Genomic DNA, 22540 nt, shown 5'->3' on the forward strand with positions numbered 1-22540 from the left:
GCGAGCGCTCCCCCCAACAACCAACAACAAACAACCCCGCCCCTGATTTGCCCCCGGCAAATCACCCTGAGCAAAGTCGAAGGGCTTTTTCCCTCTCATTCCGGCGCTTATTCGAAAATATTTCCCGTCAAGAAAATATTTTCCCATCACCACGCCCGCCCGCCCGAACCCGTTTTCCGAGGGAAAACCTGACGACGCGCGAATTTTTTTTCGTGATTTCGCAAACACGCGCCCATCCGTTTGTTGTCCATCAAAAAAGTGACAGGAAATTTGCAAAGTTGACCGGATTTCTATTTGACGGTGCCGGAGGCGATTCCCATTAGTTGTGGTCAAGGTTCCGGGCATCCACATCCTGTGGTGGTCGACAACGTGTTAGGAAGTTTTGGCAAGTTCATCTCGCCAGCCCTTTTTAGCCGTCGCTAGACCACGGGACACACACTGCTTTTCCCAAAATCGTTCCGTCTTTCCGCTCTCGCTCAGGCTACTGCCATGCAAAAATCATTCACCGTCGGTACCAAGAATTTCGTCCTCGATCAGGACAAGGCCGAGGCCGCCTTCGCCGCCAAGAAAGTCATCAACGGCCGCCAGGTGCCCTACTTCAACATCCTCCCCCTCAAGTTCCAGTGGGCCTACGATCTGTACAAGACGATGAAGGCGAACCACTGGGAGCCCGAGGACATCCCGATGGGCAAGGATATCGAGCAGTGGCGTGACCCGAAGACCGTCTCCGACATCGAGCGCTGGATCATCCGCATGGGCATCGGCTACTTCTCGGCCGCCGAGGGCATCGTCGGCGACAACATCCAGCACGTCGTCCGCGAGATCGTCACCGCCCCCGAGCTCAAGCTCGTGCTCGGCCGCCACGCCCACGAGGAGAACATCCACGCCGATTCGCTCCTCTACATGATCTCCTCCCTCGGCATCAACCCGCACGAGTGCGAGGCCATGTTCGAGGACATCAAGTCCATCACCGCCAAGAACGAGTTCGTGAACAAGGTCTCCCAGGACCTCCGCCGCGACCTCGACATGACCCAGCTGAAGAACAAGCAGCTCCTCGCGAAGAACATCTTCGTCTTCGGCCAGTGCATGGAGGGCACCCAGTTCTACGGCCTCTTCGGCATGGTCCTCTCCCTCTACCGCCAGAACAAGTTCCCGGGCATCGGCCAGATGTTCCGCTACACCCTCCGCGACGAGTCCAACCACATCGAGCTCTTCCGGAATCTCTTCATGGACCTCATCGAGGAGAACCGCGAGATCTGGACCGCCGACTTCAAGGAAGAGCTCCGCCGGACCATGGCCGAGGGCATCCAGCTCGAGAAGGACTTCATCCGCGACTGCCTCCCCGTCAATGCCGTCGGCCTCTCCATCGAGGAGTTCCTGACCTACATCGACTACATCGCCGACCGCCGCCTCGAGGGCGTGGGCCTGACCCCGCTCAACCCGGGCATCAAGAACCCCCTCCCCTGGCTCGCCGAGATGATGGACATCAAGAAGGAACAGAACTTCTTCGAAGGCCGCGTCACCGAGTACCAAAAGTCCTCCGCCCTCTCCGGCGCCAGCGACGACGAACTTTGATCCCGTTGTAGGGCGGGGTCGCCGAACCCCGCCTTCCTCCCCCGTCCGCCCCCTTTCTTCCACCCCGCCCTCAACCGTCCGCCGTCCGCCGTCCGCAGTCCGCCCTCCGTAATCCGCCGTCTGCCGTCCGTCCTCCGTAATCCGCCGTCTGCCGTCCGCCCTCCGTCCTCCCCCTTTCCGCCTTCCTTCCACGCCCCCCGTTCCCGACCCGCCTCCTGCCATGAGCAATCACGTCGCCCAAGATCTCGCCCTTAAGAAACTCACCGTCGCCCCCCAGGACCAGAAGCCCAACTACAACTGGCGCGACATCCTCCGCGACGAGGAAGTCGCCGTCCCCGAGGTCCAGGTCCTCTGCCCCCACGGCGAGGAACGCTTCGACATCTCCGAGGTCGCCGACACCGTCGGCCGCTCCCTCTCCAACCTCCTCCTCTCCAAGGGCGAGAAGGACATCTTCACCGAAAAGAACCAGCGCTTCGTCGCCGACGTCACGCGCGAAGTCGCCTCCAACCTCACCAAGCGAGCCCTCGAGCGCGGCCCCCTCCGCGTCTCCCTCCACGATCTCTACGTGCTCATCGAAAAAACCCTCGTCGACAACAACGCCCACGACGTCGCCAAGAGCCTCCTGCTCAAGCGCGCCTCCAAGCTCAACGCCTCCCGCGATACCCACGGCGTCACCGTCCGCCTCATCCGCCGCAACAACCAGGTCGTCCCCTGGAACGAGGCCAAGATCGAGATCGCCATCCGCAAGGCCTTCCTCTCCCTCCAGAAGGACCCCGCCCCCGCCACCGCCATCGCCCGCGCCATCAGCGAGCGCGCCCGCCAGGTGAAGCAGGCCTTCCTCCACATCGAGGAGGTCCAGGACATGGTCCAGGAGGAACTCATGAAGTCCGGCCACTACAAGGTCGCCGAGGACTACATCCTCTACCGCGCCCACCGCGCCGCCGCCCGCATCGCCTCCGGCATCGCCGACGAGGCCGCCGCCGCCCCCGTCGCCCCGATCGCCCAGCCCACCATGATCGTCGTCCAGCGCCCCGATGGCGCCACCGACCTCTGGAACGGCGCCGACCTCAAGAAGCGCATCGAGTTCGCCTCCATCGGCCTCGACCTGTGCCTCTCCGCCGACGAGATCGAGGCCGAGCTCCGCCGCGCCCTCTTCGACAACATCGCCCTCGGCGACCTCAACAACACGATCATCCTCAACGCCAAGACCCTGATCGAGAAGGACGCCGACTTCGCCAAGTTCGCCGGCCGCATCCAGCTCACCTACATCTACGAGGAGGTCCTCGGCTGGGACATCGTCAAGGACGGCATCGGCTCCCTCAAGCGCTTCCACCAGCAGGCCTTCGCCAAATACATCGACCGCGGCATCGAGATCAAGCGCCTCTCCTCCCGCCTCAAGGAATACGACCTCGCCAAGGTCGCCGCCGCCCTCGACCCCTCCGCCGACCTCGAGTTCGACTTCCTCGGCATCCAGACCCTCTACGACCGCTACCTCATCATCGACAAGACCGGCAAGCGCTCCCGCCGCCTCGAGACGCCCCAGTTCTTCTGGATGCGCGTCGCCATGGGCCTCTTCCTCGAGGAAAAGAAGAAGACCCGCGAGGACTGGGCCATCCGCCTCTACGACCTCTACAAGAGCCGCCGCTTCTGCAGCTCCACCCCGACCCTCTTCAACGCCGGCACCCTCCACAGCCAGCTCTCGTCCTGCTACCTCTACTACGTCGACGACACCATCGAGGGCATCTTCCAGCGCGGCATCGCCGACAACGCCTACCTCTCCAAGTGGGCCGGCGGCCTCGGCGGCTCCTGGACCTCCGTCCGCGGCACCGGCGCGCACATCGCCGGCACCAACGGCGAGTCCCAGGGCGTCATCCCCTTCCTGAAGCTCCACAACGACCAGCTCGTCGCCGTCAACCAGGGCGGCAAGCGCAAGGGCTCCGGCTGCGCCTACCTCGAGACCTGGCACAACGACATCTTCGAGTTCCTCGAGCTCCGCCGCAACACGGGTGACGACCGCCGTCGCACCCACGACATGAACACGGCCAACTGGATCCCCGACCTCTTCATGAAGCGCATGGAGGCCCGCGGCACCTGGACCCTCTTCCGCGCCAACGAGACCCCCGACCTCCACCACCTCTACGGCAAGAAGTTCGAGGAAGCCTACCTCAAGTACGAGAAGATGGGCGAGGAAGGCAAAATCCAGGCCCACAAGATCGAGGCCCTCGAGCTCTGGAAAAAGATGCTCTCGATGCTCTTCGAGACCGGCCACCCCTGGATCACCTTCAAGGATCCCTGTAACGTCCGCTCCCCGCAGGACCACGTCGGCGTCATCCACAGCTCCAATCTCTGCACCGAGATCACGCTGAACACCTCCAACGACGAGACCGCCGTCTGCAACCTCGGCTCCGTCATCCTGGACTCCCACCTCAAGCCCGACGGCCACCTCGACCTCGAGAAGCTCCGCGACACCATCCGCGTCGCCGTCCGCGCCCTCGACAACGTCATCGACATCAACTTCTACCCCACCGAGGCCGCCAAGCGCTCCAACCTGCGCCACCGCCCCATCGGCATGGGCATCATGGGCCTGGCCAACGCGCTCTACATGAAGGGCGTCGCCTTCGCCTCCCAGGAAGCCGTGGAGTTCAACGACGAGTTCATGGAGGCCATCGCCTTCTACGCCTACGAAGCCTCCTCCGACCTCGCCGCCGAGCGTGGCGCCTACTCGACCTACAAGGGCTCGAAGTGGGACCGCGGCCTCCTGCCTCCCGACACCGTCGACCTCCTCGAGCAGGAGCGCGGTCTCCCCATCCAGGTTCCCCGCGGCGGCCGCATGAACTGGGATCCCCTCCGCAAGAAGATCGCCAAACAGGGCATGCGCAACAGCAACGTCCTCGCCATCGCCCCCACGGCCACGATCTCCAACATCACCAACACCTCGCCCTGCATCGAGCCCACCTACAAGAACCTGTACGTGAAATCGAACCTCTCCGGCGAGTTCGTGGTCCTGAACCCCTTCCTCGTGAAGGACCTCAAGGCCCGCGGCCTGTGGAACCAGGAGATGATCGACCACCTGAAGTACTTCGACGGCGAGCTGAAGGACATCGAGACGATCCCCGCCGACCTCAAGGCCCGCTACCTCACGGCCTTCGACGTTGAGTTCAAGTGGGTCATCGACGCCGCCGCCCGCCGCCAGAAGTGGATCGACCAGGCCCAGTCCGTGAACCTCTGGCTCAAGACCCCGGACCTGAAGACCCTGTCCCACATGTACCGCTCCGCCTGGCACGGTGGCCTCAAGACGACCTACTACCTCCGCAGCCTGGGCGCCTCGACCATCGAGAAAGCCACGGTGAACGTGAAGAAGGAAGTCCGCGGCGCCGCCGGCGAAACCAAAGCCGAAACCGCCACCCGCGACGCCAAAGACGTCGCGACCGCGGCCGCGGCCACTATGGCAGCCAACGCCCCCCTGACGACCTCCCCCTTCACTGCTTCCGCCACTGCGCCTACGTTAGTGGACGCACCGCGCCATAGCCCAACGGGCGAAGGCGGGCCCGCTCCGAAGAAGGTCTATTCCGCCGAGGAAAAGCGTGTCTGCTCGATCGAAGCCATGAAGAACGGAGAGGAATGTGAAGCCTGCCAGTAAACCAACCTTCATCCTCTAAAACTTACGGGCCGTTGGTGACGCAAGTCACCGCGGCCTTTTTCTTGGCTCAACTAATGAACCGAAAACCCAAGCACGTTATCTTTTTGGGCGCAGGCGCTTCAGCATCTTCGAGATATCCGGTCGCAGATCAGCTCCGCAAAGACTGGCTTACAGCCCGCTGACTGAGAAGGCTGACAACCGTGCTCACGAGGTAATAACTAGCGCATCCTGCTTGTTTCACTTCCAAGCATGTTCTTACGTTTCGATTATCTGAGCAGTATCGCGGAGGTGCTTCACCAACCCTACATAGTGGTCGAGCAAATGGTACTTAGCTCTAATCCAGGCTGGAGTTGGTTTTAGGGTCCTGAAAAACGGAAACTTTTTATATTCGGCATGCAGTTCCGAACGATCAAACTGGCTCCAGAGTGCGAAAAGACCGCGCAAATCATCCTGAGAGATTTGTTGGCTTTTCACCAAGCTATCGCACCAATTGCGCAGTTGACGACCTGAGGAAGCGTTAAGCAAAGCGACTAACGCCTGATGCTTAGCCTTGCTCAAGATATCCTTGAGCTTTTGCTCAGAGGCCTTGTCGGTTCGCCTGATAGACCAGGTCAGAAAACTAGTAATTCCAAGAGTGCAGATTGCTCCCGTAATTGCGGTGACCTGAAAAAAACCGACTTCGAATTCGAAAAGGCGAAGAAGTCCGTAGGCAACCATGCCAGGAACGAAAAAGACTATAGCCAAGAATACGAGAGCAACGACATGTTCGAGATTCGTTGGAGCACTAGCTGCATTTCGAATACGTTGCCAGATAACGCGCGGCCCAAGCCGTGACGGCTCATCGCGAAAATAAAACATAACAAGTAAAGCCAACAGAAATAGAGCCGTGGAAACCGCGCAGAATATTTCTATACTGATCGGACCGGATAGATCGTCGATTTGCAGCACAATCGCTACCGGAAAAGAAAACGCATAAAATATAATATATGGAATCACATCTATGCGATTACCCACTGCCCTAAGCAGACCACTTATCCAAGTCAGCTTAGTCAGCTTACTATCGGTGGATTCTAGCTCTACCGGTACAATGCACCAAGCGAAAATCATCCTGATAATTCGGGAACGGTTGAACACGTTTTGGCATTCTATGGCGGGCGCGATTCTCTGTAGTAGAGCCTCCCCCCGAAGCACATCTGAGCGCGAACGAGAAGCAATTATCTGGTTGCTGAATCGTTCTCGGACGAATGCAGCGTAACCTGGATCGGCGGCTGCCAAAAGCCACGCACGGGTGTAAACTTCATTTTGCAGAATACGCGAGCCGCTGTTTATCGCCTTGTTCATCCAAATGGAAGATTTGTCCGGTGGACAAAGCGGAGCGAATCCCAGGACAACCCACTGATGGACGAGATCGTGAGAATCCCACATTTCCTGCAGGAATGAGTACATAACGTTCAAAAGGGACTCAGGAATCTCATTCCTGCGATATCGAAGACCCTCTTCCAACATACAGAGCAAGTAATAGACCTTAGACTTTTGCCATGACTTGGTAGCAATGCCCGGAATTCCGCTACGCTTTATCACATGAGATGCCATCATTTTTCTTGAGCCCTCAAATTGAGCGCTAATTTCCACAAAGTAAGGTGCGAGAATTTCCGATTGTTGCCCCTGCAAAAGAGCCACTAGGTATTCTCTCCAGCGCGAATCGCTGACGAGTTCTCTTATGCCAACGCCACTCTTGCCAGAAACAACAAGTTGGACAAAAAGCGCCTCCTGATACCTCCGATGGGAAAATGCATAGCGCTGGACTCCCATGTGAGCGTCCCGAATGTCACAACGAAGTATTTTACATTCAACTAGAGCCGCAAGAATTTGATCAAACCGCGCTCCCAGAAGGATGTCTGCTGGAACTGCTGCTTTCAGTTCCTCTCTTGTCGGCGCTAAAGAGAGACTCGGATTCTGTGCGTACAAACCCGCCAATTGAAGCGAGCCAATAACAACATCTTGCTGTGTGAGGTTGAAGCTGCGCTTCAGGTAGGCTTTGTCCCTTCGAGACAGCCCGGCCAGATGTTGCCCAAGCAGATCGAAATCAGTCGCGGGCACGTTGTTGTTATCGCGTGCATAGCGACACAGTAAGTTCAGAAAGAGAGGATTGGCATAAAATGCGCTGTTCGCCTGTTCTGCCAAATGAAGCAAAATTTGTTTTCTCTGCAGGTTGGTTAATAGTGATTTTCGAACAAGTGCCTCTTGGCGTGAAAACGTCATTGGCAAAATTCTCACGATATCCCAGTCAAGTGTCTCCGGTCCTTTAAATTCGCGGGATGCAATAACTACACGGCAATCACCAAAAAGCTTTAGGAAGCGCGAAATGCCGGTAACATATTTCCGAACCATTTCATCATGATTCGATGCGTGGAGAATTTCGGGAATTTCATCAAAGGAATCTAAAAGCAGGCACCAAATACCACTGTCCCTTAGAGAGACCCAGTGGTCCGTTATGTATTGCGCAGTGTCAGAGTCTCCTCGCCTCACATTATCTACAATGAATGCGCGTAGTGACTCAGGTGAAGTAACATCGTAACGAGCGGAATCGAATTCGCGTAGATTCACATATAACGGCACGGGGAGCCCAAGAGCCCCACCTTTAGATCCTCTTTCCGACATTTCAGACGCCAAGTGTCGAAGTGCGACACTTTTACCGCAACCAGCGTCTCCAAAAAGCAACAAATGCTTTCCAGCCGAAGACTCTAGAGCTGACATTAACGACTTACTCCTCCGAACCCCTCGTTTTGGGTTATCGTACAATTTGGCAAGTATGGAGGTAAAGAATGAGCCCTCGAGTAGAACCTCGGCATCCAAATCTGCAAAAGCTTGATCATTCCAGTTCTCTTGCTTCGACAGGTTATCGAGATCGCTCTTTAGTATGCGAAAGAACTGTCGGCGCCTACGTGTATCGAGTCTTTCTTGCTCGGATTTCAAGAAGAGAAAGCCCTGAGTTCGTACAGTCTCGCGGGCGGCCATTAGGCCCTTGCATGTTTCTGTCAGGATCCATGCGCACAGCACTACTGTTAGTGCTGCGACAACAACTAGGACAAAAATCCCTTGAATACGATCTCCTAGCGAGCCTTCAAAAAGGCGGTCTAGTAATGTGAGTAATAGCTGGATCGCGAAATCGATCATTACATGGAAGGCTTAGTGCGTTTGGGTTCGGTAGTTGCGACCGCCACGAAAACGTGTGCGGTCGCAGATTCATTGAAGTTCTTGCTTCTCGCCGTTGTCAGGACGGGGTTGAACTTTTCATGTCAGTAACCAGCCGGGTTTCGACACGCTTCGGTATTGAGGCCATATATTGAGGATAGTTACACCACCGTCGCGTGGCCCCGCGACCCGCCGATAAAGTGCACCACAGCGACTCATTGCAAAACTATACTGTCGTAACCTGACTGCATCCACTTCCCCTCAAAACAGGGCAACCTCAAGGCCTCCATTGCTGTGGCTTGCCAGGTGATTGCTCCGGCACAATTTTCGTCCGTTCAAAGGCCAGTCATTCGTTGGAAGGGCCGGCAAAAGGGGTCATGCTCTACCTCTTACCTCACTGAACGGGCTAGGCTGAACCCCGACCGAACGGCCTCAGCTTGGGAGTTGCGCTGACGGGCTGATTCAGGCTTTCTCCCTTCACGTGCCGCCGGCGGTGATCCTCGTAGACCTAAACACGTTCACATATGGCGAGATCTCATACGCGTCGTTCCAAGCTCCAGGACTTCAGGAAAGACGATAAGCCGTCCCCGTTAGAGTTTGGGGAGGTTATTGGCCTCTTGTTTGCGCTCTCCATCGCCAATCTACTCAATCTCCATGGCAAACAATGGTCGGCCTTGCTGCTCGGCGTTGATGGTCCAGCAATTTGGGTGGATGCCTACACCAACGTCTCGTATGGGATAACTCTCGTGGGTTCTGGCGCAGTCATTATCGCCGGTGGCGCTTTTACTTCGGCACGACAACAGCTGCTCGCATTGTCAGCTTCCGCGTTCCTGTTTCCCGTCTTGGTACAGCTAGCAAGCCGTGGGCATTCTGTGCTGATCATGGTACTCCAGATCTACACAGGCGCTGCGGTCGGCACGGTTTTCTTCTTCCGCCGCTATTTCGCGAAACCAATGCCACTTGAGTTTTGGGATCGAATGGTGGTCATGGGACTTCGGGCCATTCGCTTTGGCTTCATATTTTACGGAGCCCTCCTCGCGTTGCTGAAGTTCATCTCCGACGGCATGAAAGAGGGGAAGGATGGCTTCTTAAGTACCGCCCTTTACCCGACGATCACCTTGCTCCTGACATTCTTTATCTGGATCGTGTGGCTCATTGCTCCGGCGTGGGAACGCACTGTGCATCTCCGTGCTCTGGGACACACGACTGGGACGGATCCGTCCGACGGATCCGACGACATCGAGTCGGCTGCTCAGGATGCGTCGAAACCCTGAGCGGGACCTAGAAAAGGGGTCATGATTTACCTTTGTGACTTCTGCTGCCCCGCTAGGCTCCTATATCAGTCCCCCTCCTGTCGCATAGCGGCATCCGAGCAGGCAAAAGGGGTCAGGCTGCGGATGTTGATATGAGGGTACGGTGACTTGGCTTCGCCCCCTCGGCGAGGTTGCTCGACCCTCCCGTCATGCGCTTCCACCCCGCCGGTCTGTTTCTGCTGCTGCCCCTGGCCCTGGCGGCCCATGACGACAACACGGACTACTCCGACGCGGCGCTCCACGTGAAAAGGGTCTTCGCCGAGCGCGAGAGGGGCGGACGAGGTCAGGCCTTGGGGTTTGGGGCCACTGTCCGTCAAATCGGGTGTACCCTAGCCTGACCCCGTGATCTTGCTCCGTCGGCGCAGCTACTTCGTTCCGGCCGGGGCCGGCTGGACCAGCGGTTTCCGGGGCAGCAGGTCGTCGCGCATGGCGGAGTTGTAGACAAACCAGGCCATCACGACCGAGGCCTGCATCAGGTCCTCGCGCTTGACGTGCTCCGGGGTGTCCATGTTCGAGTGGTGGGTGCGCGTCATGTAGTCCAGATCGTCCTGGATGAACTGGAAGCCGGGGATGCCGGCCGAGTCGAAGGGGATGTGATCGGTGCTGCCGGTGTTCCGCCGCGTGACCGTGGTGACCCCGAGATCCTTCAGGGGCACGATCCAGTTCTCGAAAATGGCCGCCGCCGCCAGGTTCTCCTGGGCGTAGATGCCGCGCACCTTGCCGGCGCCGTTGTCGAGATTGTAGTAGGCGCTGATCTTCGCCTGTTCCGGCTTCAGCGTGACCGCCCGGTGCTCATCCCGCCAGAGGAACTTGGGCAGTTTCAGTTCTTCGGTATCGCTGGGGTCGGCGCGGGTGGCGAAATGCTGCTCCACATAGGCCCGGGAGCCGAGCAGGCCTTGCTCCTCGCCCGACCAGAGCGCGGCCCGGATGGTCCGACGGGGTTGGATGCCCGCGGCCTTCAGGATGCGCATGGCCTCCAGCACGACGGCCGAACCGGCGGCGTTGTCGGTGGCCCCGGTGGCCCCGACCCAGGAATCGAGATGCGCGCCAAGCATGACGACCTCGTCCTTCAGCTCCGGGTCCGTGCCGGGGATCTCGGCGAGCGTGTTGTGCTGCGTGAGGCCGTCCGGGTGGAAGGTGGTCGCCACCGTGAGCTCGAGTTCGACGGCCTGCTTCCGGTCCACCAGACGCTTGAGCCGGCTGTAGTGCTCCACGCTCATGCTGAGCGTGGTCACCGGGTCATGCTTGTCCGCCAAGTAGGCTTGGCCGGAGGCTTGGACGAAGATCGTGCCGTCGGTGCCCCGGCTCGGCAAGATGACGGCGAGAGGTTTTTCCTGCACCCAGAATTCGCGCAGGGCGGCGGCCAACTCGAGGCGCTTGCGGGCCTCGCCACGCGCGTCGTCGCGGTCGCTCGGGATCTGGTAGTGGAAGAGGTCGTCGAGGTCCTGGTCAGTGAGCTGAGCGTTTTTGGGACCGGCGCGATTCTCCGGCAGGTCGCCGAACAACACGATCTTCCCGGTCAGCTTGCCCCGGAATTTTTCGATGTCCTCCTTGGTCTTGATGACCGCCCACGCGACCGGACCCCGCACCGGACCGCCCGTGCCGGGGGTCCAGGGCCGCGGGATGGCGTAGAGCTGGGCGACATCCGGGACCGTCATCCGCACGGCGGCCGACTCCACGGTCCAGCCGTCACCGAAGGGACCCCAGGGCTCGAGCCGGGCGTTGGCCAGGCCCCAGGCGGCGAATTGATCGCGGGTCCATTCATTCGCCTGCCGCATTGCGGGCGAGCCGGTCAGGCGCGGCCCAATGCGGTCGGTGAGTTCACCGAAGGTTTCCATGACCTTCGAGTGGCGCAAACCTTCCTGGCGGAGGCGCGTCAGGAAATCGAGGTTGGGCTCCTCGGCGCAAAGCGAGGAAGTCAGCAGAACTGACGATACGACCAGGAGACGGGACCATGAGCCGGCACGGCGGCCGTACAGGGGAAACATTCGTTTATCCTTGGGTTGGTGATTTCCGATCAAGCTGATCGACCGCGGCCCCCGGGGCAAGCGGCTTGTCGCATTCCACCTGGTCCGGGCCAAAGGGCCGGCAAAAGGGGTCAGGCTGCGGATGTTGATATCCGTGAGTCGGGTGACTTTGGATTCGCCCCCAAGGCGCACTCGCTTGACCCTCCGGGCATGCGCTTCCACCCCGCCGGTCTGTTCCTGCTCCTGCCCCTGGCCCTCGCGGCCCATGACGACAACACGGACTACTCCGATGCGGCCCTCCACGCGAAAACGGTGTTTGCGGAGCGCGAGGCCCGGGCCGTGGCTGAACCTTTCCAGGGGATCACGGCCAACGGCGAGATCCCGCCCGGCCTCTTCACCCTCAAGCCCACCGGCGTCACCACCGCCCCCCTCGTGGCCGCCGCCCAGGCCTTCATCGCCACCCTCACGCCCGAACAGAAGCTCCACACCGTCTTCGGCGCCGACTCCCCCGAGTGGCGTCGCTGGTGCAACGTGGACAACGGCATCTTCGTCCGCCAGGGCGTCAGCCTCCGCGCCATGTCCGACCCCCAGCGCGCCGCCGCCCGCGCCCTCCTCCAGGCCACCCTCAGCGCCAAGGGCCTCGCCCTCACCGACGCCATCCGCCGCACCGACGAGACCCTCGCCGAGCTCAACCACGACCGCCTGGCCTACGGCGAGGACCTCTATTATTTCACCGTGATGGGCCTGCCCTCCCCCACCCAGCCCTGGGGCTGGCAAATCGATGGCCACCACCTCGTGATCAACACCTTCGTCCTCGGCGACCAGGTCGTGATGTCGCCCGCCTTCCTCGGCGGCGAACCCGTCCGCACCACCACCGGCAAATACGCCGGCAACGTCATCCTCCAGGCCGAACAGGACCTGGCCCTCGCGCTCATGCAGCAGCTCACCCCCGCGCAGCGCGCCCTCGCCACGATCTCGGCCCAGAAGACCCGCACCAACAACCAGGCCGAGGCCTTCAAGGACAACGCCGTCATCCCCTACGCCGGCCTGCCCGTGACGCAATTCACGCCCGCGCAACGCGAGCACCTGGTCGCCCTCATCCGGCTCTTCATCGACAACCAGGCCGAGGGCCACGCCCGCGTGCGCCTGGACGAGATCCTCGCCCACCTCGACGAGACCCGCTTCGCTTGGATCGGCGGCACCAGCGACGACGCCGTGTTTTACTACCGCATCCACTCCCCCGTCGTCCTGATCGAGTTCGACCATCAGGTCCCCGTCGGCACCAAGATGATCAACGCCCCCGGCCAGGTCACCCGCGACCACATCCACGTCGTCATCCGCACCCCCAACGGCAACGACTACGGCAAAGACCTCCTCCGCCAACACCTCGCCAACCACCCACACTGATCCCGCGGTTCGGCTGAAGGGGTCAGGCTGCGGATATAGCCCCCGTCCTCAATCCTCCGTGTCTCCGTGCCTTCGTGGCGAAATCCCGCCCGAGGTTTACTCCCCTCCCCCTTTTGCGCCTCTTGCGCTTTTCGCGGCCAACCCCCTCCGACCTCTGCCGTCCGACCTCTGTCCTCTGATTTGCCCCAGCAAATCACCCTGAGCGAAGTCGAAGGGCGCCCTCTGCCCACTGATTTGCCGATGATAGGCCGCTAAGGCATCAGGCCCCGGGCATGGATCCGCGCTTGCGCCTTGAGGGCGCGAGCCAACAGTGCCCACCTTGATCGCGAAGCGGATACCGCAACTCCGGGTGGAGTCCTGCCCCCTGAACCCCCTGCCCGGAGTCCGAAGCAATCCGCTCAGCATTCGAGTTCATGGGTTTCTACGGCGAGTAGCCGTGGCCGTCACGATGGCCGGCTTGACCCACGTTTCCGCATCGGTCGCAGCCGCTCGCGAGGCCCAACCGGTGCCGGTCAGTCCCGCGGCTTCGATTGACCAGTCCATCGAGCACCGGATGCAGTCAGCCCGGATCGTGGGGCTGGGCGCGGCCATTATCGTCAACCGGCAGCTGGTCTGGACCCGAGGCTATGGCTTCGCGGACAAGGAGCGGGCCCTGCCGTTTACCTCCGACACGATCATGAACATCGGGTCGATCAGCAAGACTGTCACGGGCGCCGCCCTGATGCGCGCGGTGCAGGACGGCAAGCTCTCCCTCGACGAGGACATCAACCACTACCTGCCATTCAAGGTGGCCAATCCCTCCTTCCCGAACGAGCCCATCACCCTGCGCCAGCTGGCGACCCACACCTCCAGCATCACCGACCGGGGCCCCGCCTACGCCAGCGCTTATCACTTTGGTCGCGATTCCACGCAGACCCTCGGGGCATTCCTCCACGACTACTTTGCCCCCGACGGAAAGCACCATTCCCCGGACAATTTCCTGTCCACCAAGCCCGGGACGCATCGCGATTACTCGAACATCGGAGCCGCGCTGGCGGGCTACCTCGTCGAACGAGCTGTCGGGGAAGAATTCAACGCGTACACCAAGCGGATCATCTTCGCGCCCCTGAAGATGGCGCATACGGGCTGGCTGATGTCCGAGGTCGACCTGACCAACCACTCGAACCTCTACATGGCGCAGGGACTCGCCGTACCCATCCAACTCTACGGCCTGACCACCTATCCGGACGGTGGCCTGCGGACTTCCGTGGAAGAGCTGGCCCGCTTCTTCATCGCCCTGCTGAACGGGGGCGAGTACCAAGGCGTCCGCATCCTCGACCAGGCCTCGGTCGACGAGATGCTCCGGTTCCAATACAACCCGGCCAACCCACCTGACAATGTGAAGCTGAGCGGCGAGGGCGCGCTGAACTCCGGCATCTTCTGGGCCACGAAGGACTCCCTCGCCCGGATCGGCCACAATGGCGCCGATCCCGGCCTGGTCACGATGATGCTCGCGGATGCCGACAAACAACTCGGCGTGATCCTGTTCACCAACACCGCCGTCCAGCCGGAGGACGGTGAGGTCTACCGCGCGATCTTCGATGACCTCTGGCAACTGGGCATGAACCTCAAAGCCTCCGGGACGAACGCCATAGACCGGCAGGAGAAGTGACAGATAGCTTGGCTCAGCTTCCCGTGTCCTAGGGGCTATTCTGAATTGAGCACGGGCCAATCCAGCGTTCCCTCGCCGCATGCGCTTCCGGTTTCTGCTCCTTCTCCTCGTCCTCCTGGCCGACGCCGCCGCGCAGGAGGTGAAGCTCGAGGTCAAACCACTGGCTCCGGACGTCTGGCTCCACACGTCGTGGCAAACGACGGCCACTTGGGGCCTCGTCCCCTCCAACGGCCTGATCGTGCGCGAGGCCGACCACATCGTCGTCATCGACACCGCCTGGGGCGCCGCCCCCTCCCGCGCGCTGCTGGCCTGGATCGACCGCGAACTGAAGTTGCCCGTCACCCGCCTGATCGTGACCCACTTCCATGACGACCGCCTCGGCGGCTGGGAGGTCTTCGCCGAGCGCGGCGTGCGCATCGTGACCTCCGAGCAAACCCTCGCCCTGGCCAAAGTGGAGCCCACCCCCGCCTTCGATCTCTACCAGCTGGCCCCGGGCGAAAAACTCGCCCGCGGCACCCTCGAAATCCTCTACCCCGGCCCGGCCCACGCCCCCGACAACGTCGTCGTCTGGCTGCCCGCCCACCAGATTCTCGCCGGAGGCTGCGCCGTCCGCAGCGCCGTGTCGGGCGGCCTCGGCAACCTCTCCGACGCCTCCGTCGCCGACTGGGCCGCCTCCATCGCCCGCGTCCAAGCCGCCTACCCCGCCGCCCGCCTCGTCCTCCCCGGCCACGGCGACCCCGGCGGCCCCGAGCTCCTTGAGCACACGAAGGCCCTCGCCACCGCCGCCCTCCACCCAAAATCCAACTGAGGCCCGGACCCGAGAAGGGTCAGGCGGCGGAGATTTGATCTGATAAATCGGGGCCCTCCTAACTTGACCCAATTGCCCGCCCGATGCAGCCCCACAGCTTGATCTCACGGTATGGATTGAGGCTGGCAATCAGGGAGCTCCTCCTGACTTCAGGTCTTTTTTTCCCATGCAAGGTCACTTCCTATCCCGTAGGATGGATCACGTTCAGCAACCTCTGCATGCCTTGCTCCTATCCATACGATGAAAACGCTCTCACTTCTCAGAATACTCACGCTGGCGGCGGCAGGTCCCCTCGTTTTGCTGCCGATCGGGTGCAATACCATTCCTAAGACCGAGCGCGCTCTTGGCACTTTTCCGGTCAAGATGGAGCAGGCCGAACAAGAACTGATTGGCTCACCCGAATGGGGATTGGCGCTTTCCGGCGGCGGCATTCGGTCATCCCTGTTCGCCATTGGTGGGCTGAAGGCCCTGCATGATTCCGGACGACTGAAGGACGTTAAGATCATCTCGTCCGTCTCCGGTGGATCCTACGCCGCCTATTGGTTGTACTCGAATAACCAGGCCCAGCTCGAGGAGAGTAAGACCAAGGAATTCGGCTGGTTTTCCCTCGATGACCAAAACTTCAACGTCCGCGTCGCCGAGCTCAGCCTGACCAGCAACTTCGTGACCAACGCACAATATGTCGGGGCACTGGCGCAAGGGGCGGTAACGTTTTCGCCCGGCGCTGCGGCGGTAAATCTCTATGATCAACGCCTGAAACGGACCTATGGAGCAAGGGACATCAAAGATGCCTCCATCACCGATCTGCATTCAGCGGTGGCGGATGGCCAGAGTCCTTACCTCGTGGTGAATGCAACCGTAACCAAGCCAAAGGCACAACTCGGCTGGGCGGACGGCCTTTTGGAGATGACGCCGCTTTTTGTGGGAAACCAGCAGTTTGGTTACCGCCCTTGGGTGAATGAGCCGATCCAGTTCCGAAGGGCCGTTGCAATCTCGGGGTCGGCGGTTACCGCCTTCCTGCAACAACCCATCACCATGCCGGACGGGAAAGCACCCGCCGAGGTAACCGGTACGGATGGCGGGAAATCAGAGAACCTGGGTGCGATCGCACTTATTCGCCGGGGTGTACCCAACATTATCATCTTCGATGCCGAGTTTGATCCGAAATATCGCTACGGCGCCTACCAAAACCTCAAGAACCGTCTCGCGGAGTGGAATCTCGCACTGAGCAACCGGGAACTCGACGCCTATATCGAGGGACAATTCAGCAACGAAGCCGCGAGGGCCGTGCTGAAGCAAGCCGTCCACAAAGTGGACGTCATGACCAAGGGCACCCAGAATAAAATCAGCACGATATACTACGTGAAGATGGCGCTTTCCGATGACATCGTGACCAAGCTGCGCGCGAGCGAGGGCGATACCGAAGCCCGGCAGTACCTCGAGGATTTTCGGGGTGCTCTGAGCAACGGGCAGCAGCCCGAGGTGTGGCGTAAGCCTTGGACTTGGAATCAACCTGACTGGAAGCCCGAACGCGTCGCTGCCGTGCCTGCTCCTCCGCTTGATCGCTGGCTTGCCGCCGTGACCTGGGACTACTCCGGTTTCCTGAATAGCCCCAATGCTCCCTCCGGCTTCATCGCGCGCAGATTCAAATTCCCCATGTACGGAACTGAGGATCAATCCTTTTACGGAGACCAAGCCATCGCCTATATCGGCTTGGGGTACCTCGCGGCTTCAGAAATCATGAAATAGGAGCCTGCCTAAGCGGGAAACCAACAGGGACAGGCCTCGCCGGGGTTACCCTGCCCCTTTTTGCGCCTTCTGCGTTTTTCGCGGCCAACCCCATTCATCCCTGCTCCTGCGCACGTCACGGTCAGCCCGGGATTTCTTGCGAACCGCCCAAAATACGATTGCTCAGTCGGGGTGCGCGTTACCCCCGCCTCCCGGTCCCTTCGCCTCGTCCTGCTGGCCGGTCTGATCCCGCTGATCGCGTTGTCCGGGGCCGACCTTTTCGAGCCCACCGTGGCCGACGACCGCCCCGCCCCCGGCCCGGCACCGGCGGGCATGGTCTGGATCCCCGGCGGCGAATTTTCCCTGGGCAGCAAGGACCCGCGCGGTGACCTGTGCGGCGGTAACGAGCCCATGGATGACGCCCGGCCGATCCACCGCGTCCACGTCGATGCCTTCTGGATGGATCGCACCGAGGTGACCAACGCCGACTTCGCCGGCTTCGTCGCTGCGACCGGCTACGTCACCGTGGCCGAGCGGCCGCTGCGGCCCGAGGATTTTCCCGGCGTGCCCCTGGCCAGCCTCGTGCCGGGCTCTGTGGTCTTCACCCCGCCCGACCACGCCGTGCCGCTCGACAACCCGCTGCGCTGGTGGAGCTACGTGCCCGGCGCCAGCTGGCGGCACCCGGAGGGGCCGGACAGCGACCTCACGGGCCGCGCCCACCACCCCGTGGTCCACATCGCCTACGAGGATGCCGAGGCCTACGCCCGCTGGGCCGGCAAACGCCTGCCCACCGAGGCCGAGTGGGAATTCGCCGCCCGCGGCGGCCTCGCCGGCCAGGCCTACCCGTGGGGCAACGACCTCACCCCCGGCGACCGGTGGCAGGCCAATATCTGGCAGGGAGCGTTCCCGGCGCAAAACTCCGCCGCCGACGGCACCGCGGGCGCGGCTCCCGTCGCCTCGTTCCCCGCCAACCCCTACGGCCTGCACGACATGGCCGGCAACGTCTGGGAATGGTGCAGCGACTGGTACCGGCCCGACGCCTACGTCCGCCAGGCGCGCGCGGACGGCGCCGTGCGCAACCCCCGCGGCCCGGCGCCGGCAGACAGTTTCGACCCGCAGGAACCCGGCCTGCCCAAACGCGTGCAACGCGGCGGCTCCTTCCTCTGCACCGACCAGTATTGCACCCGCTACCGGCTCGGCACCCGCGGCAAGGGCGCCCCCGACACCGGCAGCAACCACGTTGGCTTCCGCTGCGTGCGCGAGCCCTGAATCCGCCGGACCCAGCCCCCGCGCTCTAGCCATGAACCCACTCCGATTCACCACGGCCCTGCTCCTCCTGTCCGCGTTGGCCTGCCGTGCCGCCCCGGAGCGCCCGAACATCGTCTGGCTCACCAGCGAAGACCACGGCCCCGAGATGGGTTGCTACGGCGACCCGCTGGCGCGCACGCCCCACGTCGATGCCCTCGCCGCGCAGGGCATGCGTTACCGGCTCGTCTGGTCCACCGCCCCGGTGTGCGCCCCGTCGCGCACGGCAATCATCTCCGGCCTCTATCCGTCGAGTTCCGGCGGTATCCACATGCGCTCGAGGGTGTCCCTGCCGCCGGGGATGCACCTCTACCCGCACTACCTGCGCGCAGCCGGCTACTACACCACGAACAACGACAAGGAGGACTACAACCTCCGCGCGCCGGCCAACCTCTGGGATGCGTCATCGAAGACCGCGCACTGGCGGAACCGGGCGCCGGGCCAGCCGTTTTTCGCGATCTTCAACTCCATGAAGAGCCATGAATCGCAGATCCGGAAGCGTCCGCACACCGCGGTCACGGATCCCGCGCAGGTCCGCCTCCCGGCCTATCATCCGGACACGCCCGAGGTACGCCAGGATTGGGCCCAGTACTACGACCAGGTCAGCGCGGCCGACGCGGACGCCGGTGCGCGCCTCCGGGAGATCGAGGCGGCCGGCCTGGCCGCGGACACGATCATCTTCTACTACGGGGACCACGGCAGAGGAATGCCGCGCAGCAAGCGCTGGCCGTCGAATTCCGGCCTCCACGTCCCGCTGGTGGTCTACTTCCCGGAACGCTGGCGCCACCTCGCGCCCGCGGACTACACGCCGGGCGGCGAGTCCGCGCGGTTCGTCAGCTTCGTCGACCTGGCACCGACACTCCTGAGCCTGGGCGGGACGCCCCCGCCCGCCTGGATGCAAGGCCAGGCCTTCGCCGGTCCGCACGCGGTCCCGGGGCGCACGCTGCTCTTCGGCGAGCGGGGCCGCATGGACGAGCGGCTCGACCTCGTCCGCAGCGTGACCGACGGCCGCTATGTGTATCTGCGGAACTACCTCCCCCAGGTTTCGCAGGGCCAACACGTCGCCTATCAGTTCCAGACCCCGACGACCCGGATCTGGCGCGAGCACTACGACCAGGGAAAAACCAATGCGGCCCAGTCCCTCTTCTGGCAGGTACCGAAGGCGCCGGAGGAACTCTACGACCTCACCACCGATCCCGACGAGGTGCACAACCTCGCCGCCCTGCCCGAACACCGGCCGGTCTTGGAGCGGCTCCGGCAGGCGTTGCGCTCACACCTCCTCGAAGTGCGCGACCTGGGTTTCCTCCCCGAGCGCGAACTGCACGCCCGGTCTGGGACCGACACCCCCTATGCCCTCGCGCGCGATCCCGCGCGCTACCCGCTGGAACTCATCCTCGAGACGGCGGAGCTCGCCTCGATCCTCGACCCGGCCGCGACGCCGACGCTGGTGCAGCGAGCCGCCCACGCCGACAGCGCCGTGCGCTACTGGGCGACGCTTGGCCTGCGCCTGCGCGGGGCGGAAACGGTGCGGGCCCAGGCCGGCGAGCTCACCCGAGCCTTGGCCGACGAATCCCCGGATGTGCGCATCGTCGCGGCTGAGGCGTTCGGTCACTTCGGCACCGCCGAGCAGCGGAGCACCGCCCTCGCGGTCCTGCGCGGGCTCGCGTCGCCCGGGGAGAACGGCGTCTTCGTCGCCCTGTCCGCCCTGCAGGCGATCGAGGCCCTCGGCGATCACGCGGCGGAGCTCCACCCCTTCGTCGCCGGCCTTGATCCAAACGGTCCGTTGCCCGATCCTCGCTTCAACGGTTACGTCGCCAGCCTGATCGAGAGCATCACCGGAAAATCTCCGGCCAAGCAGCCCTGAACCGTCTCGCCCCGCCCGAACCTCAACACGGCAAGGTCCACCCCGGCGTGAAGGTGCAAACAAGACCCTGCCCACTAGATCCGCCCAGAAGCCGCCAAACCCTGACGCTTGTTCCATAAACCCAGGAATCAAATGACCCTGAATGCCATAAAACGATTGTCGCTGGCCATGCTCGGATTATCGCTGGCCGGACTGGCGGGCGCGGCCACCCCGCCCAATGTCATCATCATCTTCGCGGACGACCTCGGCTACGGCGACCTGGCGTGCTACGGCCATCCCTCGATCCGCACGCCGCACCTCGACCGCATGGCGGCGGAGGGGCTGCGCTTCACGGACTTCTACGCCGCCGCGGCGCTGTGCACGCCGAGCCGCGCGGCCCTGCTCACCGGCCGCCACGCGATCCGCAGCGGCATGACCCACCGGCCCGGCACCCGCGCGGTGTTGTTTCCCGACTCCCCGGGCGGACTGCCACCGTCGGAAATCACGCTGGCCGAGGCGTTGAAAATGGCGGGCTATGCCACTGCGCTCATCGGCAAATGGCATCTCGGCATTCACGAGGGTTCCCGCCCGCGCGACCAGGGCTTCGACCATAACTTCGGCCTTCCCTACTCCAATGACATGGACCGGCGCGAGGATGTGCCGGGCGAGGCGCGGTTCCGGCCCGATCCGCCGGCCGACGGGTGGAACGTGCCGCTGCTCCGCAACGAGGAGGTCATCGAGCGCCCCGCCGACCAGACCACCCTGACCAAGCGCTACACCGAGGAGGCGGTGAGGTTCATCACGGCCAACCGGACGAAGCCGTTCTTCCTCTACCTCGCGCACAACATGCCGCATACGCCGGTGTTTGCCTCGGAGGCGTTCCGGGGCAAAAGCCCGCGCGGGGCCTACGGCGATGCGGTCGAGGAACTCGACTGGAGCACGGGCGAGGTGCTGGCCGCCCTTCGCCGCGAGGGCCTGGCGGAACGGACCCTCGTCATCTTCACCAGCGACAACGGCCCCTGGCTGACCGAGCGCGAGCAGGGCGGCAGCGCGGGGCTCCTGCGCGACGGCAAGGGCAGCACGTGGGAAGGCGGCATGCGCGTGCCCGGCCTCGCGTGGATGCCCGGCCGCATCGCGCCCGGCGTGACCAGCGAGGCGGCCGGCACCCTCGACCTGTTTCCCACCGCGCTCGCGCTGGCCGGCCAGCCTTCGCCGGCGGGCGTGACCCTCGACGGCACCGACCTCTCTCCGCTGCTGTTCGCCGGCCGCGCGCCGCCGGAACGGCCGTTCTTCTACTACCGCGGCTCGGACATCTACGCGGTCCGGCTCGGTCCCTGGAAGGCGCATTTCTTCACCCAAGGCGGCTTCGGCGACCCCGCGCGCAAGGCGCATGCCCCGCCGCAGTTGTTTCATCTGGCGCGGGATCCGTCCGAGCAGTTCAATGTCGCGGCCGATCATCCGGACGTGCTCGCGCGGCTCCGCACGGCGGTGGCAGCGCACCAGGCCGCCGTCGTGCCGGGTGAACCGCAGTTGCAGTAGACCCGCCCCGGCCCGCCTGCTTCCGACCCGTGACCCCGCCCCCCGCCATCCCGCCCGAGGTTTCCCTGCGCGAGGTCCGCGTCAGCGACCTGCCCATCCTGTTCGAGCATCAGCTTGACCTGGAGGCGGCGCGCCTGGCCGCGTTCCCCTCGCGTGACCGCGCGGCGTTCATGGCGCACTGGACGAAAATCATGGCGAATCCCTCCGGCCTCGTCCGCACCATCCTCTGCAACGGCACGGTCGCCGGGAACATCGGCGCGTGGAACGACGGCGCCGACCGGCTCGTCGGCTACTGGATCGGACGCGAGTTCTGGCACCGCGGCATCGCGAGCGCGGCGCTGGTCCAATTCCTCGATCATGAGCCCACCCGCCCGCTCTGGGCCCACGTGGTGGCGTACAACGCCGCCTCAATCCGCGTCCTGCAAAAAGCCGGCTTCACGCAGGCCGGCAAAGAACCCTGCGAACTCCCCGGCGGCACCCCAAGCGAAGAGCTCATCTTCAAGCGCTGAAGCCCCCGTCGCGCCGCCGGCTAGACAGCCGGATAACCTTGCCCGCTCCGACTGCGTGTC

Annotated in this window: 13 protein-coding genes; 11 read left to right on the plus strand and 2 right to left on the minus strand. The window is 62.7% G+C overall.

The window, feature by feature from the left end; translation table 11 throughout:
• Nucleotides 1–489 precede the first annotated feature (489 nt).
• Together Verru16B_RS01140 and Verru16B_RS01145 are read left to right on the plus strand one after the other, a co-directional pair.
• Entirely contained in the window at nucleotides 490–1575 is a 1086-nt protein-coding gene (locus Verru16B_RS01140) for a ribonucleotide-diphosphate reductase subunit beta (protein ID WP_069960568.1), read from the plus strand.
• A gap of 220 nt (nucleotides 1576–1795) precedes the next feature.
• Nucleotides 1796–5215 carry a ribonucleoside-diphosphate reductase subunit alpha gene (locus Verru16B_RS01145; RefSeq protein ID WP_083270001.1) on the plus strand — a complete coding sequence of 1140 codons (3420 nt, stop codon included), beginning with the start codon at nucleotides 1796–1798 and terminating at the stop codon, nucleotides 5213–5215.
• A gap of 255 nt (nucleotides 5216–5470) precedes the next feature.
• Here the strand turns inward: Verru16B_RS01145 and Verru16B_RS17695 are convergent, their stop codons facing one another.
• Entirely contained in the window at nucleotides 5471–8392 is a 2922-nt protein-coding gene (locus Verru16B_RS17695; RefSeq protein ID WP_083270002.1) for an NACHT domain-containing protein, read from the minus strand.
• A 635-nt stretch (nucleotides 8393–9027) separates the two neighbouring features.
• Between Verru16B_RS17695 and Verru16B_RS01155 the strand changes: the two genes are divergently transcribed.
• Nucleotides 9028–9684, plus strand: coding sequence for a hypothetical protein (locus tag Verru16B_RS01155; protein WP_157772105.1), 657 nt, complete (start codon nucleotides 9028–9030; stop codon nucleotides 9682–9684).
• Between the two features lie 404 nt (nucleotides 9685–10088).
• Here Verru16B_RS01155 and Verru16B_RS01165 read toward each other — a convergent pair whose 3' ends face one another.
• Nucleotides 10089–11711, minus strand: coding sequence for a M20/M25/M40 family metallo-hydrolase (locus Verru16B_RS01165; RefSeq protein ID WP_069960572.1), 1623 nt, complete (start codon nucleotides 11709–11711; stop codon nucleotides 10089–10091).
• A gap of 189 nt (nucleotides 11712–11900) precedes the next feature.
• Between Verru16B_RS01165 and Verru16B_RS01170 the strand changes: the two genes are divergently transcribed.
• The 8 genes from Verru16B_RS01170 (at nucleotide 11901) to Verru16B_RS01205 (ending at nucleotide 22480) form a co-directional block, all read left to right on the plus strand.
• A complete protein-coding gene (locus Verru16B_RS01170) occupies nucleotides 11901–13097 on the plus strand; it encodes a DUF3500 domain-containing protein (RefSeq protein ID WP_069960573.1) in 1197 nt (398 codons plus the stop codon).
• Nucleotides 13098–13533: 436 nt separating this feature from the next.
• Nucleotides 13534–14748 carry a serine hydrolase domain-containing protein gene (locus tag Verru16B_RS01175; RefSeq protein ID WP_218918795.1) on the plus strand — a complete coding sequence of 405 codons (1215 nt, stop codon included), beginning with the start codon at nucleotides 13534–13536 and terminating at the stop codon, nucleotides 14746–14748.
• Nucleotides 14749–14827: 79 nt separating this feature from the next.
• On the plus strand, nucleotides 14828–15556 hold the full coding sequence (gene bla / locus Verru16B_RS01180; protein ID WP_069960574.1) for a subclass B1 metallo-beta-lactamase: 729 nt from the start codon (nucleotides 14828–14830) through the stop codon (nucleotides 15554–15556).
• A gap of 240 nt (nucleotides 15557–15796) precedes the next feature.
• Complete coding sequence (locus Verru16B_RS01185; protein ID WP_069960575.1) at nucleotides 15797–17305, plus strand: patatin-like phospholipase family protein; 1509 nt, start codon at nucleotides 15797–15799, stop codon at nucleotides 17303–17305.
• A gap of 171 nt (nucleotides 17306–17476) precedes the next feature.
• Nucleotides 17477–18553 (plus strand): formylglycine-generating enzyme family protein, encoded by a 1077-nt coding sequence (locus Verru16B_RS01190; protein WP_218918796.1) that lies wholly within the window; start codon nucleotides 17477–17479, stop codon nucleotides 18551–18553.
• Nucleotides 18554–18584: 31 nt separating this feature from the next.
• Nucleotides 18585–20453 (plus strand): sulfatase-like hydrolase/transferase, encoded by a 1869-nt coding sequence (locus tag Verru16B_RS01195; RefSeq protein ID WP_069960576.1) that lies wholly within the window; start codon nucleotides 18585–18587, stop codon nucleotides 20451–20453.
• A gap of 132 nt (nucleotides 20454–20585) precedes the next feature.
• Nucleotides 20586–21971 (plus strand): sulfatase family protein, encoded by a 1386-nt coding sequence (locus Verru16B_RS01200; RefSeq protein ID WP_069960577.1) that lies wholly within the window; start codon nucleotides 20586–20588, stop codon nucleotides 21969–21971.
• Between the two features lie 29 nt (nucleotides 21972–22000).
• Complete coding sequence (locus Verru16B_RS01205; protein ID WP_218918797.1) at nucleotides 22001–22480, plus strand: GNAT family N-acetyltransferase; 480 nt, start codon at nucleotides 22001–22003, stop codon at nucleotides 22478–22480.
• The last annotated feature ends 60 nt before the right edge of the window (nucleotides 22481–22540 follow it).

The sequence above is a fragment of the Lacunisphaera limnophila genome (assembly GCF_001746835.1).
GTDB lineage: Bacteria > Verrucomicrobiota > Verrucomicrobiia > Opitutales > Opitutaceae > Lacunisphaera > Lacunisphaera limnophila.

Bases quoted from the DNA above. Each gene is read 5' to 3' on its own strand.
- Verru16B_RS01145 (WP_083270001.1), top strand. From the start codon at position 1,796: ATGAGCAATCACGTCGCCCAAGATCTCGCCCTTAAGAAACTCACCGTC.
- Verru16B_RS01185 (WP_069960575.1), top strand. From the start codon at position 15,797: ATGAAAACGCTCTCACTTCTCAGAATACTCACGCTGGCGGCGGCAGGT.
- Verru16B_RS01195 (WP_069960576.1), top strand. From the start codon at position 18,585: ATGAACCCACTCCGATTCACCACGGCCCTGCTCCTCCTGTCCGCGTTG.
- Verru16B_RS01140 (WP_069960568.1), top strand. From the start codon at position 490: ATGCAAAAATCATTCACCGTCGGTACCAAGAATTTCGTCCTCGATCAG.
- Verru16B_RS01165 (WP_069960572.1), bottom strand. From the start codon at position 11,711: ATGTTTCCCCTGTACGGCCGCCGTGCCGGCTCATGGTCCCGTCTCCTG.
- Verru16B_RS17695 (WP_083270002.1), bottom strand. From the start codon at position 8,392: ATGATCGATTTCGCGATCCAGCTATTACTCACATTACTAGACCGCCTT.
- Verru16B_RS01170 (WP_069960573.1), top strand. From the start codon at position 11,901: ATGCGCTTCCACCCCGCCGGTCTGTTCCTGCTCCTGCCCCTGGCCCTC.
- Verru16B_RS01200 (WP_069960577.1), top strand. From the start codon at position 20,586: ATGACCCTGAATGCCATAAAACGATTGTCGCTGGCCATGCTCGGATTA.
- bla (WP_069960574.1), top strand. From the start codon at position 14,828: ATGCGCTTCCGGTTTCTGCTCCTTCTCCTCGTCCTCCTGGCCGACGCC.